Origin of the sequence: Micromonospora sp. NPDC049366 (genome assembly GCF_044466625.1) — a bacterium.
In the GTDB taxonomy this organism is placed as follows: Bacteria; Actinomycetota; Actinomycetes; order Mycobacteriales; family Micromonosporaceae; genus Micromonospora.
In genome coordinates this window covers 50,183-62,285 of record NZ_JBITMV010000008.1, presented here as the reverse complement: position 1 = coordinate 62,285, position 12,103 = coordinate 50,183, and the positions used below count along the sequence as shown (strand labels likewise).

11 protein-coding genes and 1 pseudogene are annotated in these 12,103 nt (G+C 73.5%); 8 read left to right on the top strand and 4 right to left on the bottom strand.

The genetic code is table 11. The features are described from left to right. Positions 1 to 4 precede the first annotated feature (4 nt). Positions 5 to 445 (top strand): cytidine deaminase family protein, encoded by a 441-nt coding sequence (locus ACIBTV_RS13545; RefSeq protein ID WP_396704557.1) that lies wholly within the window; start codon positions 5 to 7, stop codon positions 443 to 445. A 19-nt stretch (positions 446 to 464) separates the two neighbouring features. On the opposite strand, the gene ACIBTV_RS13540 is transcribed toward ACIBTV_RS13545, so the two are convergent. Beyond that, entirely contained in the window at positions 465 to 824 is a 360-nt protein-coding gene (locus ACIBTV_RS13540; RefSeq protein ID WP_396704555.1) for a YciI family protein, read from the bottom strand. Between the two features lie 155 nt (positions 825 to 979). On the opposite strand from ACIBTV_RS13540, the gene ACIBTV_RS13535 reads away from it, so the two are divergent. The 4 genes and pseudogenes from ACIBTV_RS13535 to ACIBTV_RS13520 all read left to right on the top strand — a co-directional run bounded on the left by ACIBTV_RS13535 (position 980) and on the right by ACIBTV_RS13520 (position 5,192). Then, positions 980 to 2,029 carry a FecCD family ABC transporter permease gene (locus tag ACIBTV_RS13535; RefSeq protein ID WP_396704553.1) on the top strand — a complete coding sequence of 350 codons (1,050 nt, stop codon included), beginning with the start codon at positions 980 to 982 and terminating at the stop codon, positions 2,027 to 2,029. Between the two features lie 76 nt (positions 2,030 to 2,105). After that, complete coding sequence (locus ACIBTV_RS13530; RefSeq protein WP_396704551.1) at positions 2,106 to 3,233, top strand: FecCD family ABC transporter permease; 1,128 nt, start codon at positions 2,106 to 2,108, stop codon at positions 3,231 to 3,233. Between the two features lie 43 nt (positions 3,234 to 3,276). Then, positions 3,277 to 4,041, top strand: a pseudogene (locus ACIBTV_RS13525) (ABC transporter ATP-binding protein); the annotation flags it as partial. A 206-nt stretch (positions 4,042 to 4,247) separates the two neighbouring features. Next, positions 4,248 to 5,192 carry an ABC transporter substrate-binding protein gene (locus ACIBTV_RS13520; RefSeq protein ID WP_396704549.1) on the top strand — a complete coding sequence of 315 codons (945 nt, stop codon included), beginning with the start codon at positions 4,248 to 4,250 and terminating at the stop codon, positions 5,190 to 5,192. Positions 5,193 to 5,322: 130 nt separating this feature from the next. Here the strand turns inward: ACIBTV_RS13520 and ACIBTV_RS13515 are convergent, their stop codons facing one another. Next, on the bottom strand, positions 5,323 to 6,288 hold the full coding sequence (locus tag ACIBTV_RS13515; protein ID WP_396704547.1) for a hypothetical protein: 966 nt from the start codon (positions 6,286 to 6,288) through the stop codon (positions 5,323 to 5,325). A 509-nt stretch (positions 6,289 to 6,797) separates the two neighbouring features. Next, the gene (locus tag ACIBTV_RS13510; protein ID WP_396704545.1) at positions 6,798 to 7,442 is read right to left on the bottom strand and encodes a hypothetical protein; all 645 of its coding nucleotides are present in this window, start codon (positions 7,440 to 7,442) and stop codon (positions 6,798 to 6,800) included. A 386-nt stretch (positions 7,443 to 7,828) separates the two neighbouring features. Here ACIBTV_RS13510 and ACIBTV_RS13505 point away from each other — a divergent pair, with 386 nt between their 5' ends. The 3 genes from ACIBTV_RS13505 (at position 7,829) to ACIBTV_RS13495 (ending at position 9,415) form a co-directional block, all read left to right on the top strand. After that, the gene (locus ACIBTV_RS13505) at positions 7,829 to 8,137 is read left to right on the top strand and encodes a hypothetical protein (protein WP_396704543.1); all 309 of its coding nucleotides are present in this window, start codon (positions 7,829 to 7,831) and stop codon (positions 8,135 to 8,137) included. Between the two features lie 97 nt (positions 8,138 to 8,234). Then, positions 8,235 to 8,780, top strand: a complete 546-nt coding sequence (locus ACIBTV_RS13500) for a SigE family RNA polymerase sigma factor (protein WP_396704540.1) — start codon at positions 8,235 to 8,237, stop codon at positions 8,778 to 8,780. Beyond that, positions 8,777 to 9,415 carry a hypothetical protein gene (locus tag ACIBTV_RS13495; protein ID WP_396704538.1) on the top strand — a complete coding sequence of 213 codons (639 nt, stop codon included), beginning with the start codon at positions 8,777 to 8,779 and terminating at the stop codon, positions 9,413 to 9,415. The genes ACIBTV_RS13500 and ACIBTV_RS13495 overlap by 4 nt, the downstream gene beginning before the upstream one ends. A 61-nt stretch (positions 9,416 to 9,476) precedes the next feature. Here the strand turns inward: ACIBTV_RS13495 and ACIBTV_RS13490 are convergent, their stop codons facing one another. Continuing rightward, a complete protein-coding gene (locus ACIBTV_RS13490) occupies positions 9,477 to 11,981 on the bottom strand; it encodes a DEAD/DEAH box helicase (RefSeq protein ID WP_396704536.1) in 2,505 nt (834 codons plus the stop codon). Positions 11,982 to 12,103 lie beyond the last annotated feature (122 nt).

The window sequence follows — 12,103 nt, the reverse complement described above, 5'->3', positions numbered from 1 at the left end:
GCGGATGACGATGCGGGACACCGACCGGGCGTTGGTGCAGGCCGCCACGGCGGTCGCGAAGCTGCGCTGCCGCAGCGAGAACCACACCGTCGCCGCCGCCGCCCGCACTGCCGACGGCCGGGTCTTCACCGGCGTGAACGTCTACCACTTCACCGGTGGGCCCTGCGCCGAGGTGGTGGCCGTGGGCGCCGCCGCCACCCAGGGCGTCACCGAGCTGGAGACCATCGTCGCCGTGGGGGACCGCGGGCGGGGGGTGATCCCGCCGTGCGGGCGCTGCCGGCAGGTGCTGCGCGACTACTTCCCGTCGATCCGGGTGATCGTCGGGCCGGCCGACGCGCTCCGCGTCGTGCCGATCGGTGACCTGCTCCCCGACACGTACGTCTGGGCCGACCACCAGGTCGACGCTCCGGCCGACCCGGTGCCGGCGCCCCGTCCCCGCGACTGACCGAAAGCGGCGGCGTCGCTCAGTCCCCGGCCGCCGCCTCCAGCATCGACCGCGGCATCGCCACGTCCTCGAACCGGACGTTGCCTTCGGGCACCATCCAGCTCATCACCCGCACCCGCAGCAGGCCGGCGCGCACCGCCGGGTCGTTGTGATAAAGCTCGCGTGCCATGTCGCGGTGGACGGAGAGCACCACGAAGCCCCGCAGGCTCTCGTCGTCCGTGTCGACGAACGGCCCGGCCGCGAGGACGAGACCCTGCTCCACCAGTCCGGCCTGGTGGGCCAGGTGGGCGTCCTGCAGCCGGTCGAGCGCGTCCTGCGGCAGCTCGGGGGCGTCCGCCGGACGGACCAGCAGGACGACGGTGTGCTGGTCGAATCGCATGCCCTCACCCTAGGGGCGCGCCGGGCCGCCCGCCGGTCGCTCCGCGCGGGAGTCCGCCCAGGTCAACGAGGTTCGATCGCTGCCCGCCCACTGGGATCACCGCACCAGGGTCGGCTAAGGTAAGGCGAACCTAAGCGCGAAACCGCAGGAGATTCGTGACCACCCTCGTCAGCCGGCCGGCCGCCACCACCGGTCGCCGCGGCACCGCCCGCGTCGGCCGCCGGCTCACCGTCACCCTCGTGGCCGCGTCGGTGCTGCTGCTGGCCGTGCTGGCCAGCTTCGCGCTCGGCAGTCGGCCGCTCCCGGTGGACCAGGTGTGGCACGCCCTGGTCGCCCCCGACGGCGGGGAGGCCAGCACCATCGTGCGTGAGCTTCGCCTCCCGCGTACGGCCCTGGGGCTGGCCGTCGGCGTGGCGCTCGCGGTCGCCGGGGTGCTCTTCCAGGCGCTCACCCGCAACCCGCTCGCCGAGCCGCGGATCCTCGGGATCAGCGCCGGCGCGTCGTTCGGCGTGGTGCTGGCCATCTCCGTGTTCGGGGTGAGCACGCTCGCCGGGTACGTCTGGTTCGGCATCGGCGGCGCGCTCCTCGCCGGCCTGCTGGTCTTCGCCGTCGCCTCCCGGGCGCGGGAGGGAGCCAGCCCGGTGACCCTCGCGCTGGTCGGCGCCGCGCTCGACGCCAGCCTGGCCTCCGTGGTGTTCGCCTTGCTCAGCATCGACGCCCGCACCTTCGAGGAGTACCGGTTCTGGGTCGTCGGCGGGCTGACCGGGCGGGACCTGTCCGTCGCGCTCCAGGTCCTGCCGTTCGTCCTCGCCGGCCTCGCGCTCGCCGCCCTCGTCGCCCGCGGCCTCGACGCGCTCGCCCTCGGCGACGACGTGGCCCGCGGCCTCGGCCACCGGATCGGCCTGGTCCGCCTCGGCGGCGGCGTCGCCGCCGTGTTGCTCACCGGGGCGGCGGTCGCCGCGGCCGGCCCCATCGCCTTCGTCGGCCTCGCCGTGCCGCACCTGGCCCGGGCCCTCGTCGGCGCCGACCACCGGTGGACGCTCGCCGTCTCCGCGCTCCTCGGCCCGGCCCTGCTGCTCGGCGCCGACGTCGTCGGCCGCCTGGTCGCCCCGCCCGGCGAGATCCCCGCCGGCATCGTCACCGCGCTGATCGGCGCGCCCCTGCTCGCCTTCCTGGTCCGTCGCGCCCGGGTGGTGACCGCGTGAGGGAGCGCAGCGAGCGAACCGGGTGGCTCAGTAGCGTGGTGCGCCGCGCCGCCACCGAGCGAAGCGAGGCGGTGGCGTGAGCGCCCCGAGCCGTACCCGGACCGTCGCCGGTGACGCGATCCGGCCCGACGAGCCGCGCCCCGGCGACCGGACCGGAGCGGCCACCGGCGTCGCCCGGCTGCCCGGCCGCTCGCTGCTGCGGGTCGGGCCGGCCAGCGTGCAGATCCGGCGGCGCTCGGTCCTCGTCGCGACAGTGCTGACCGCCCTGCTGGCGGTCGCCATCGTGCTCAGCCTCTCCCTCGGCACCCCGTACGTCGCGGCGCCCGACGTGCTGCGCTCGCTCTCCGGCGCCGGCACCCCGTACGACCTGGTCGTCCTCGACCTGCGGCTGCCCCGGATCGTGCTGGCCGCGGTGGCCGGCGCGGCGTTCGGCATCGCCGGCACGCTGATCCAGAGCGTGGCGCGCAACCCGCTGGCCAGCCCCGACGTCATCGGCATCACCCAGGGCGCCGGTCTGGCCGCGACGGTCGCCCTGACCAGCGGCGTGGCCGCGGCGCTGGTGGGGCCCGCGGCGCTGGCCGGCGGGCTGGTCGCGGCGGCGCTGCTGCTCGCCCTCGGCGCGCGGCACGGGCTGGCCGCCCAGCGGTTCGTGCTGGCCGGCGTCGCCGTCGCCTTCGCCCTGCGGGCGCTCACCGAGGTGGTCATGCTCACCGCCGACCCGATCGACGGGCTGCGGGCGCAGATCTGGTTGATCGGCACCCTCGCCGGCAAGGGCTGGACGGAGACGATCTGGATCGCCGGGACGCTGCTGGTGCTGTTGCCCGTGCTCGCCTGGGCCGGTTGGGCGCTCAACAGCACCGCGCTGGACGACGACACCGCCCGGGGCATCGGACTGCGCCCGGTGGCCCGCCGTATCGGGCTCGCCGGCACCGGCGTGCTCGTCGCCGCGATGGTCACCGCCCAGGTCGGCGCCGTCGACTTCGTCGCCCTCGTCGCGCCGCAGGTGGCCCGGCGACTCGTCCGGGCCGAGCGGCCGCCCCTGCTCTGCGCCGCGCTGCTCGGCGCCCTGCTGCTCGTCCTCGCCGACCTCGCCGGGCGGCGGCTCTTCGCACCCACCCAGCTGCCGGCCGGCGTGCTGACCGCCGCCATCGGCGGGCCGTACCTGATGTACCTGCTCCTGCGCGGTCGTCGGAGGTCCTCGTGACCACCGCCGCGCACCCCCGCGTCCACCCCGCCGAGGAGGCCTGATGCTCTCCACCCGCGACCTGGTCGCCGGCTACGACGAGCGGACCGTGCTGGACGGGCTGAACCTGGACCTGCCCGCCGACGCGTTCACCGTGATCGTCGGCCCCAACGCCTGCGGCAAGTCCACGCTGTTGCGGACCATGGCCCGGCTGCTCAACCCGCGCCGCGGCGCCGTGCTGCTCGACGGCGCGGCCATCCGCGACCTGCCGACCCGGGAGGTGGCGCGCCGGCTCGCCGTCCTGCCGCAGAGCCCGCTCGTCCCCGAGGGGGTGACCGTCGCCGACCTGGTTGGTCGCGGCCGGCAGCCGTACCAGCGGTGGTGGCGGCAGTGGTCCGAGCAGGACAGCGCCGCCGTGGACCAGGCCATGGCCCTCGCCGACGTCGCCGGCCTCGCCGACCGACCGGTGGACACCCTCTCCGGTGGCCAGCGGCAGCGGGTGTGGATCGCCATGACCCTCGCCCAGGACACCGAGGCGCTGCTGCTGGACGAGCCGACCACGTTCCTCGACCTGGCCCACCAGGTGGAGGTGCTGGACCTGCTGCACCGGCTGCGCGCCGAGCGGGGCCGCACGGTCGTCGCCGTGCTGCACGACCTCAACCAGGCCGCCCGGTACGCCGACCACCTCGTGGCGATGCGGGCCGGCGCCGTGGTGGCCGCCGGGCCGCCGCGCGAGATCCTCACCGCCGACCTGGTCCGTGAGGTGTTCGGGCTCGAATGCGTCGTGGTGCCCTGCCCGGTGACCGGTGCGCCGCTGGTGGTGCCCGCGCTCAGCGGCCTCGCCCGGGAGTCCACCGCCGGCTCGTCCGCAGCCGGCGCTGCCGGCTCGTCCGGTTCTGCTTCGGCTGCCGGTGCCGGTGCCGGTGCCGCGGCTGCCGGCTCGGCCGGGCTGAACGCTTCCGGCGCCGCGTCCGGTGCCGCAACCGCCGCCAGCGAGAACGCTCTCGCCGGCTCGTACCCTTCGGAAGGAAACTGATGCGTCGTCTCGTCGCCGTCCTCGCCGCGGCTGCCGTCCTCGGCGTCGGCCTCACCGCCTGCGGTGAGAGCGACCCGGTCGCCGGCACCGCCGGCGGGGAGACCCGGGAGATCACCCACGCCATGGGCACCACCAAGGTGCCGGCCCACCCGCAGCGGGTCGTCGTGCTCGACACCGACAAGATCGACACCGCGCTCTCCCTCGGCGTGACGCCGATCGGCGCCGCCACCGCCGGCGAGGCCAAGAGCTGGCCGACGTACTTCGGCGCCGACAAGCTCGCCGGCATCAAGGAGGTCGGTGTCCTCACCGAGCCCGACATCGAGGCGATCAACGCGCTCAAGCCCGACCTGATCCTGGGCAGCAAGTTCCGCCAGGAGAAGTTCTACGACGAGCTGTCCGCCATCGCGCCCACGGTGTTCACCGAGAAGGTCGGCATCACCTGGAAGGAGAACTTCCTCCTCGACGGCAAGGCGCTCGGCAAGGAGCAGGAGGCGAAGGACCTGCTGGCGACGTACGAGACCCGGGCCCAGGAGTTCGGCACGAAGCTCGGCGACGCCGCCACCCGCAAGATCTCCATCGTGCGCTTCCTCCCCGGCGCGATCCGGGTCTACGGCCCGGACTCGTTCTCCGGCATCGTCGTCGGCGACACCGGTCTCGGCCGGCCGGAGCGGCAGCAGCTCGCCAACAAGGAGGACAAGCGCTTCGACGTGGTCAGCCAGGAGCGGGTCAGCGAGGTCGACGGTGACGTCATCTTCGTGACCGCGTACGGCGAGAAGGCCGCCGCGGAGCAGGCCAAGGTCACCGGCGGCACCCTCTGGAAGGGCCTGTCGGCGGTCAAGGCCAACAAGGCGTATGTGGTGTCGGACGAGGTCTGGATGACCGGCATCGGCGTCGGGGCCGCCAACAAGATCCTGGATGACATCCAGAAGTACCTGGCCGCCTGACCCACCCCGGCGCGCCGGAGCGGCGCTCAAGATCGTGCTGGATCCGTGAAGTAGTGGCCTCCTCCGCGTGGGGAGGCCACTACTTCTGTGTTGCGGTGTGATCATGGGCAAGCGTGGCCCCGTTCCGTCGTCAACCGGCCCGGCGCGCACCACGGGTACGCAGGGCGACCCGGACCTCCGACAGGAAACCCTCGAAGTCCTCGCGCAGTCGTTTCCCGGTCAGGTGCAGGACGATCCAGTCCTCGCCGAGGAGTCGGTTCAGCCGGCGGCGGTCCCGGTGGAACTGCTCCGGCTCGTCGTGCCAGAGCCCGTCGTACTCGACCGCCACCTTGAACTCCGGCCACGCCAGGTCGAGTCGGGCGATGAACCGACCGGCCTCGGCGACCACGTACTGCGTCTGCGGGCGGGGCAGCCCGGCCAGCACCAGCCGGACGCGGGCACGCGACTCCTGCGGCGACTCGGCCCCCGCGTCGGCCAGCTCGACGGCCCGCAGCAGTGCTCGCCAGCCGCGCCGACCGGCCCGCGCAAGTGCGTAGTCGCGGAGCGCCGCCACGTCGGTGTGCCGCCGCGCGAGCAGCCCGTCGATGACGATTACCGCGTCCACGACGTCGAGCCAGCGCGCGAGATCCCAGCAGGTTCGTTCGGGCGCGGTCACCGGCAGCCCGTCCCGGTCGACGACGTCCCCCGCCTCGACCGCACCGTGGTGCACCCGCAGCCCTGCCGTCGGGCCGAGTCGCGTCGGTGGTCGGAGTGCCTCCGCGCGCCCGGGCGGACGGGCCGGAGCCGGGGACCCCTCGGGGCCGGGCGGCACCAGCACCTCGATCGGATGGTCGGGCGGCACCCGCCCCACGCCGTAGAGAGCGGCCGCGGCGCGCCCGGCGATGGCGGTGCCCGGAGGTGTCAGCCAGCGGACGACCGCCAGACACCTGGTGCGGTGGGTGACGGGGACCTGAGCGTCGGCGTAGACGTCTCGAAACAGTGACCGCCACGCGGTGCTGCGCAGGTCGTTGCGGGTGAGCAGCCCGCGCGAGATGGCAACGGAGCCGCGGAAGATCCGACCGCGCAACTGTGGCGGCCGACGGGGGGCCTTGGGCATGCGGTCAACCCTGACGGTTTTCCGAACGCCCGGCGGCCCCCTGTGGACAACCACGCCCCATGATCACGCTCGAACACGGAAATGGTGCCCTCCCCGACCGGCGGCGGCGCCCTCCCTGACCGGCGGCGGTGCCCTCCGACCGGCGGCGGTGCCCTCCGACCGGCGGCGGTGCCCTCCCCGACCGGCGGCGGTGCCCTCCCCGACCGGCGGCGCACGGGTCGCGCCGCCCTCCGGGTGTCCGCTCACGCTCGAACGTGGATGTAGTGGCCTCCCGCCGCCCGCGCAGGGGGCGCGCCGCCCTCCGGGTGTCCGCTCACGCTCGAACATGGAAGTAGTGGCCTCCCGTCGGCTGGGAGGCCACTACTTCCACGTTGCAGCGTGATCTTCCTTGTCGCGCCGCGCCGCGCTTCGCCGCGCCGTCTGGTGGTGGGTGAGGCAGGGGCCGGTCGGCGGGTGGGTTGACGGGCGGGTGGGTCGAGGGGCCGGCGTGGGTTGAGGGGTGGGGTGGGTCAGGCGGCGGTGGTCCAGAGGGCGCGGAAGGCGGCCGCCTCGCCGGCGAGCCAACGTTCGATCTGGTCGGTCTTGGCGCCCTCGGGCATCCGGTGCGCCTGACCGCGCCGGACGTCCACCAGGACCGGCTCGGCGTGCGGCAGCACCGCGTCCATGTGGCGGGCCATCAGGTGCAGCGTGGCCAGCACCGCCTCCTCGCTGGGCGGGGCCTCGTCGAAGTGCAGCCGGACGGCTTCGACGCGGCCGTCGGAGTGGCGTACGCCGAAGTGTGGGTTGATCTTGACGGGCAGGTCGCCGAGCATGGCGAGGGCGTCGCGGGTCTGGGCCAGGTCGACGGAGGTCGGCTCGCCGAGGGAGTGCAGCCAGGCGGTCGCGCCCGGCACCAGCGCCTGGTAGAGCGGGCGCCAGCGGGGCTTGACCTGATCGGCGATCTGGTCGAGGTGGGTGCCGCCGGTGTGGAAGGCGATGTCGGCCTTGAGCGCCTTCACGAACTGGCCGTGCGGGTTGAAGCCGTGCCGGCTGGCCCGCTGCTTGCGCAGGCCACCGACGAAGGTCGCCTTGGTCGGGCCGGTGCGGTCGACGTAGCGGGTGAAGCCGAGGAGCGTGGCGTAGGGCGTGAGGGGTGCGGCGGCGGGCGCAGTCACGGTCGTCCTCCCAGGTCAGGACGTCTATTAGTACATACATTCTAATCGACGGGACTGACATCGCCCAGGGCGTCGGGGGTGCCGTTCGGGCCGGTCTGCGGGCGGGCGCGGCGGACGCCGACGACCCGGCGACAGCCGCGGTCGCCGACCGTACGAGAAATGTCTCCGCGGGCGGCAACCCTTTGGCGCCGGGGAGGCTGGACACGGGTATGACTCACCACACTGGCACACGGATCTTCGTACCGGTCGCGCTTCTCGCGCTCACCGTCGTCGCCGGCTGCGACGGCGCTCGCCCGGTCGCCTCGGGGGAGCCAGCGGCCCCCACGGGAACGACACCGACCACGACCACGGCCGCGACGGCCGCCCCGTCAACGGTCACCACGACCATGGCTCCCGCCGGAACCCTGCCGACGCGTCCGCGTCCCGAGCAGGGCTGCCCGGTCGAGGCGCGGACGTTGGACCGGGCGCCGGGTCTGCCGCCCGGTTACCGGGTCAGTGCGGACACGGTGGAGTGCTGGCGGAACTGGGCCAGTGGGTGGCAGCGGGATCAGGCGGGCGACGGGATGTACCTGTTCCGGTACACGCAGCAGCGTGGCTGGCGGGTCCACGCGTCGGGCAGTTCGTTCGACTGCGCCGAGCTGGGCATCCCGAAAGACCCGGACGACCCGCCGCCGTTCTGCACCTACGGCAACTAGTTGACCGGGGGTGGTGCGATGTCCGTGGGGTGCTGTTCCGACGACGGGGATTCGGAGCGATGGTGGCCGAGCGGCGGTGGACCCGGCGGTGTCGACGATGAGGGTCCGGGTGCGATCCGACGACCCGGCCGAGGCCGAGTTCGCCGTGTTCGTCCGGGCCCGCACCCCGGCGCTGCAACGTACGGCGTTCCTGCTGACCGGTGACCGGCACCTGGCGGAGGACCTGGTGCAGGACGCGCTGGCACGCACCCACCGGGCACTGCGCCGGCTCGCCGACGAGGGGCACTTCGAGGCGTACACCCGCACCGCCATGTACCACCTGCACATCCGTCGCTGGCGGCGGAGCCGGTTCGCCGAGAGCCTTCCCGGCGAGCTGACCGACCTGGCCCACCCGGACAGTGATCACGCGGGTCGTACCGATCTGCGGATCTCGCTGCACCGCGCGCTGGCCCAGCTCACCCGCCGTCAGCGCGCGGTGCTGGTGCTGCGGTTCTTCGAGGACCGTACCGAAGCGGAGACCGCCCAGTTGCTCTCGTGCTCGGTGGGCACGGTCAAGAGCCAGACCAGTAAGGCTCTGGCGCGACTGCGCACCATCGCGCCAGAGTTGCTGCCAGCGGCGGAGACGAAGGGGGTGGCCCGATGACCGACGAGTTCGATCGGCTGCGCGGTGCCATGGACGGTCTCGCCGAGCACGGCGGCAGCCCCGACCTGTACGAGCGCGCGCTGGACACCTCGCGCCGGTTGCGTCGGCGTACCGCCCTCGCCACCGGCAGCGCCGCGGCCGCCGGAGTGGTGGCCATCGCCGCCGTCGCGGCCCTGTCGGCCCGGACCGTCCCGGAGCCCACCGTGCCGCCGATCGTCCAGCCGACGACCGTCGCGCCGTCCAGTGCGGCCCCGGCGCCGGAACCCACCTCGGCGTCCCCCGCGCCGCCGACCTCGACGCCGTCGTCGCCGCCGGCCACGACACCATCGTCACCGCCGGCCACCTCCCGGTCGCCCCAGCGCCCGGCGCAGGGCTGCCCGGTCGAGGCGCGGACGTTGGACCGGGCGCCGGGTCTGCCGCCCGGTTACCGGGTCAGTGCGGACACGGTGGAGTGCTGGCGGAACTGGGCCAGTGGGTGGCAGCGGGATCAGGCGGGCGACGGGATGTACCTGTTCCGGTACACGCAGCAGCGTGGCTGGCGGGTCCACGCGTCGGGCAGTTCGTTCGACTGCGCCGAGCTGGGCATCCCGAAAGACCCGGACGACCCGCCGCCGTTCTGCACCTACGACGACTAGCGAACGACGGCGCTGGAGCCGGCGTCCGCGGGGGACGCCGGCCACCAGCCGGCCGTACGACTCAGAGCTGCCCGACCGAGGTGATCCGGACGACGGCCGCACCCACCTCGTCGGACGCGGCCAGGTCGACCTCGGCGCTGATGCCCCAGTCGTGGTCGCCGTCCGGGTCGTCCAGGATCTGCCGCACCGTCCACCGCTCCCGGCCCTGCTCGATCATGAGCAGCGCCGGCCCGCGCGCGTCCGGGCCGACCCCGATCGAGTCGTACGCCTCGAAGTACGGCTCCAGCGCGTCGGCCCAGGCGTCCGCGTCCCAGCCGTCCCCGGCGTCCAGCTCGCCGAGCAGGTCGAAGCGGCGCAGGGCGGCCAGCTCCACCCGCCGGAACAGGGCGTTGCGGACGAGCACCCGGAACGCGCGGGTGTTGCGGGTGACCGCCGGTGGCCGGTCGTCCAGGGTCGCGGCGACCTCGGCGACGTCGGACGGGTTGCGCAGCCGCTCCCACTCGTCGATGAGGCTGGAGTCCACCTGCCGGACCAGTTCGCCCAGCCACTCGATGAGGTCGACGAGTTCGTCGGTCTTGGCGTCTTCGGGGACGGTCTGCCGCAGCGTCTTGTACGCGTCGGCCAGGTAGCGCAGCACCAGACCCTCGGAGCGGGACAGCCCGTAGAACTGCACGTACTCGGTGAAGGTCATCGCCCGCTCGTACATGTCCCGGACGACGGACTTGGGGGAGAGCTGGTGGTCGGCCACCCACGGGTGCCCCTGCCGGTACATCTCGTACGCCGACTCCAGCAGCTCCGCGAGGGGCTTGGGCCAGGTCACCTCGTCGAGCAGTTCGAGGCGTGCCTCGTACTCGATGCCCTCGGCCTTCATCGCGGCGACCGCCTCGCCGCGGGCCTTGAACTGCTGTGCGGAGAGCACCTGGCGGGGGTCGTCGAGGATCGACTCGATCACGCTCAGCACGTCGAGGGCGTACGACGGGGACTCCCGGTCGAGCAGCTCGATGGCGGCCAGGGCCAGCGGCGACAGCGGCTGGTTGAGCGCGAAGTCGAGCTGGAGGTCGACGGTGAGCCGGACCCGGCGACCGGTCTCGTCCGGCTCGGGCAGCTCCTCGACCACACCGCCCGCGCGCAGGGCCCGGTAGATGGCGATGGCCCGCCGGATGTGCCGGCGCTGGGCGGCGCGGTCCTCGTGGTTGTCGGTGAGCAGGTGCCGCATCGCGGTGAACGCGTCCCCGGGCCGGCCGATGACGTTGAGCAGCATGGAGTGGCTCACCTGGAAGCTGGAGGTGAGCGGCTCCGGCTCGGCCTCCACCAGGCGCTGGAACGTGGGCTCACCCCAGCCGATCGAGCCCTCCGGCGGCTTCTTCTTGACCACCTTGCGCCGCTTCTTCGGGTCGTCGCCCGCCTTGGCCAGGGCCTTCTCGTTCTCGATCACGTGCTCGGGGGCCTGCACCACGACCCGGCCGACGGTGTCGAAGCCGGCCCGGCCGGCGCGCCCGGCGATCTGGTGGAACTCGCGGGCCTTGAGCAGCCGGGTGCGTACCCCGTCGTACTTGGACAGGCCGGTGAAGAGCACCGTGCGGATCGGCACGTTGATGCCGACGCCGAGGGTGTCCGTGCCGCAGATGACCTTGAGCAGGCCGGCCTGGGCGAGGGTCTCCACCAGGCGGCGGTACTTGGGCAGCATGCCCGCGTGGTGCACGCCGATGCCGTGCCGGACCAGTCGGGACAGGGTCTTGCCGAAGCCGGAGGTGAACCGGAAGTTGCCGATCGCCTGCGCGATGAGGTCCTTCTCGGCGCGGGTGCTGACGTTGACGCTCATCAGCGCCTGGGCGCGTTCCAGGGCGGCGGCCTGGGTGAAGTGCACGACGTAGACCGGGGCCTGCTTCGTCTGCAGCAGCTCCTCCAGGGTCTCGTGCAGCGGTGTCATCGCGTACGAGAAGAGGAGTGGGACCGGCCGCTCGGCCGAGCGGACGACGGCGGTCGACCGGCCGGTGCGCCGGGTCAGGTCGTCGACGAACCGGGTGGTGTCGCCGAGGGTGGCGGACATCAGGATGAACTGGGCCTGGGGCAGTTCGATGAGCGGCGCCTGCCACGCCCAGCCGCGGTCCGGCTCGGCATAGAAGTGGAACTCATCCATGATCACCTGGCCGACGTCGGCGCGGGTGCCCTCGCGTAGCGCGAGGTTGGCCAGGATCTCGGCGGTGCAGCAGATGATCGGGGCGTCGGCGTTGACGCTGGCGTCGCCGGTGAGCATGCCGACGTTCTCCGCGCCGAAGATCTCACACAGGGCGAAGAACTTCTCCGACACCAGCGCCTTGATGGGTGCGGTGTAGAAGGTCGTCCGGTCGTCGGCCAGGGCCGCGAAGTGCGCCGCGACGGCGACCAGACTCTTGCCGGAGCCGGTCGGCGTATTCATGATCACGTTGGCGCCGGAGACGATCTCGATGATCGCCTCCTCCTGGTGGGGGTAGAGGTCGAGTCCACGCTCCTTCGCCCAGCCGGCGAACGCGTCGTAGAGGGTGTCGGGGTCGGCGCTTGCGGGCAGCGCGGCGGTGAGCGTCATAACCCGTCAATGGTGCCTGGATCATGACCTCTGACGCCAGCCGGGTCGGGGCCCCGGCACCAGCGGGGTCGGCTCCGGCGCCGGCCCGGTCGCCGCTCACGGCAGCCGGGTCCGGCGTGGGC

What these genes read in the sequence shown, in the direction of transcription:
- ACIBTV_RS13500 (WP_396704540.1), top strand. Translation starts at nt 8,235, where the DNA reads ATGAGGGTCCGGGTGCGATCCGACGACCCGGCCGAGGCCGAGTTCGCC.
- ACIBTV_RS13520 (WP_396704549.1), top strand. Translation starts at nt 4,248, where the DNA reads ATGCGTCGTCTCGTCGCCGTCCTCGCCGCGGCTGCCGTCCTCGGCGTC.
- ACIBTV_RS13505 (WP_396704543.1), top strand. Translation starts at nt 7,829, where the DNA reads ATGGCTCCCGCCGGAACCCTGCCGACGCGTCCGCGTCCCGAGCAGGGC.
- ACIBTV_RS13495 (WP_396704538.1), top strand. Translation starts at nt 8,777, where the DNA reads ATGACCGACGAGTTCGATCGGCTGCGCGGTGCCATGGACGGTCTCGCC.
- ACIBTV_RS13545 (WP_396704557.1), top strand. Translation starts at nt 5, where the DNA reads ATGACGATGCGGGACACCGACCGGGCGTTGGTGCAGGCCGCCACGGCG.
- ACIBTV_RS13490 (WP_396704536.1), bottom strand. Translation starts at nt 11,981, where the DNA reads ATGACGCTCACCGCCGCGCTGCCCGCAAGCGCCGACCCCGACACCCTC.
- ACIBTV_RS13540 (WP_396704555.1), bottom strand. Translation starts at nt 824, where the DNA reads ATGCGATTCGACCAGCACACCGTCGTCCTGCTGGTCCGTCCGGCGGAC.
- ACIBTV_RS13515 (WP_396704547.1), bottom strand. Translation starts at nt 6,288, where the DNA reads ATGCCCAAGGCCCCCCGTCGGCCGCCACAGTTGCGCGGTCGGATCTTC.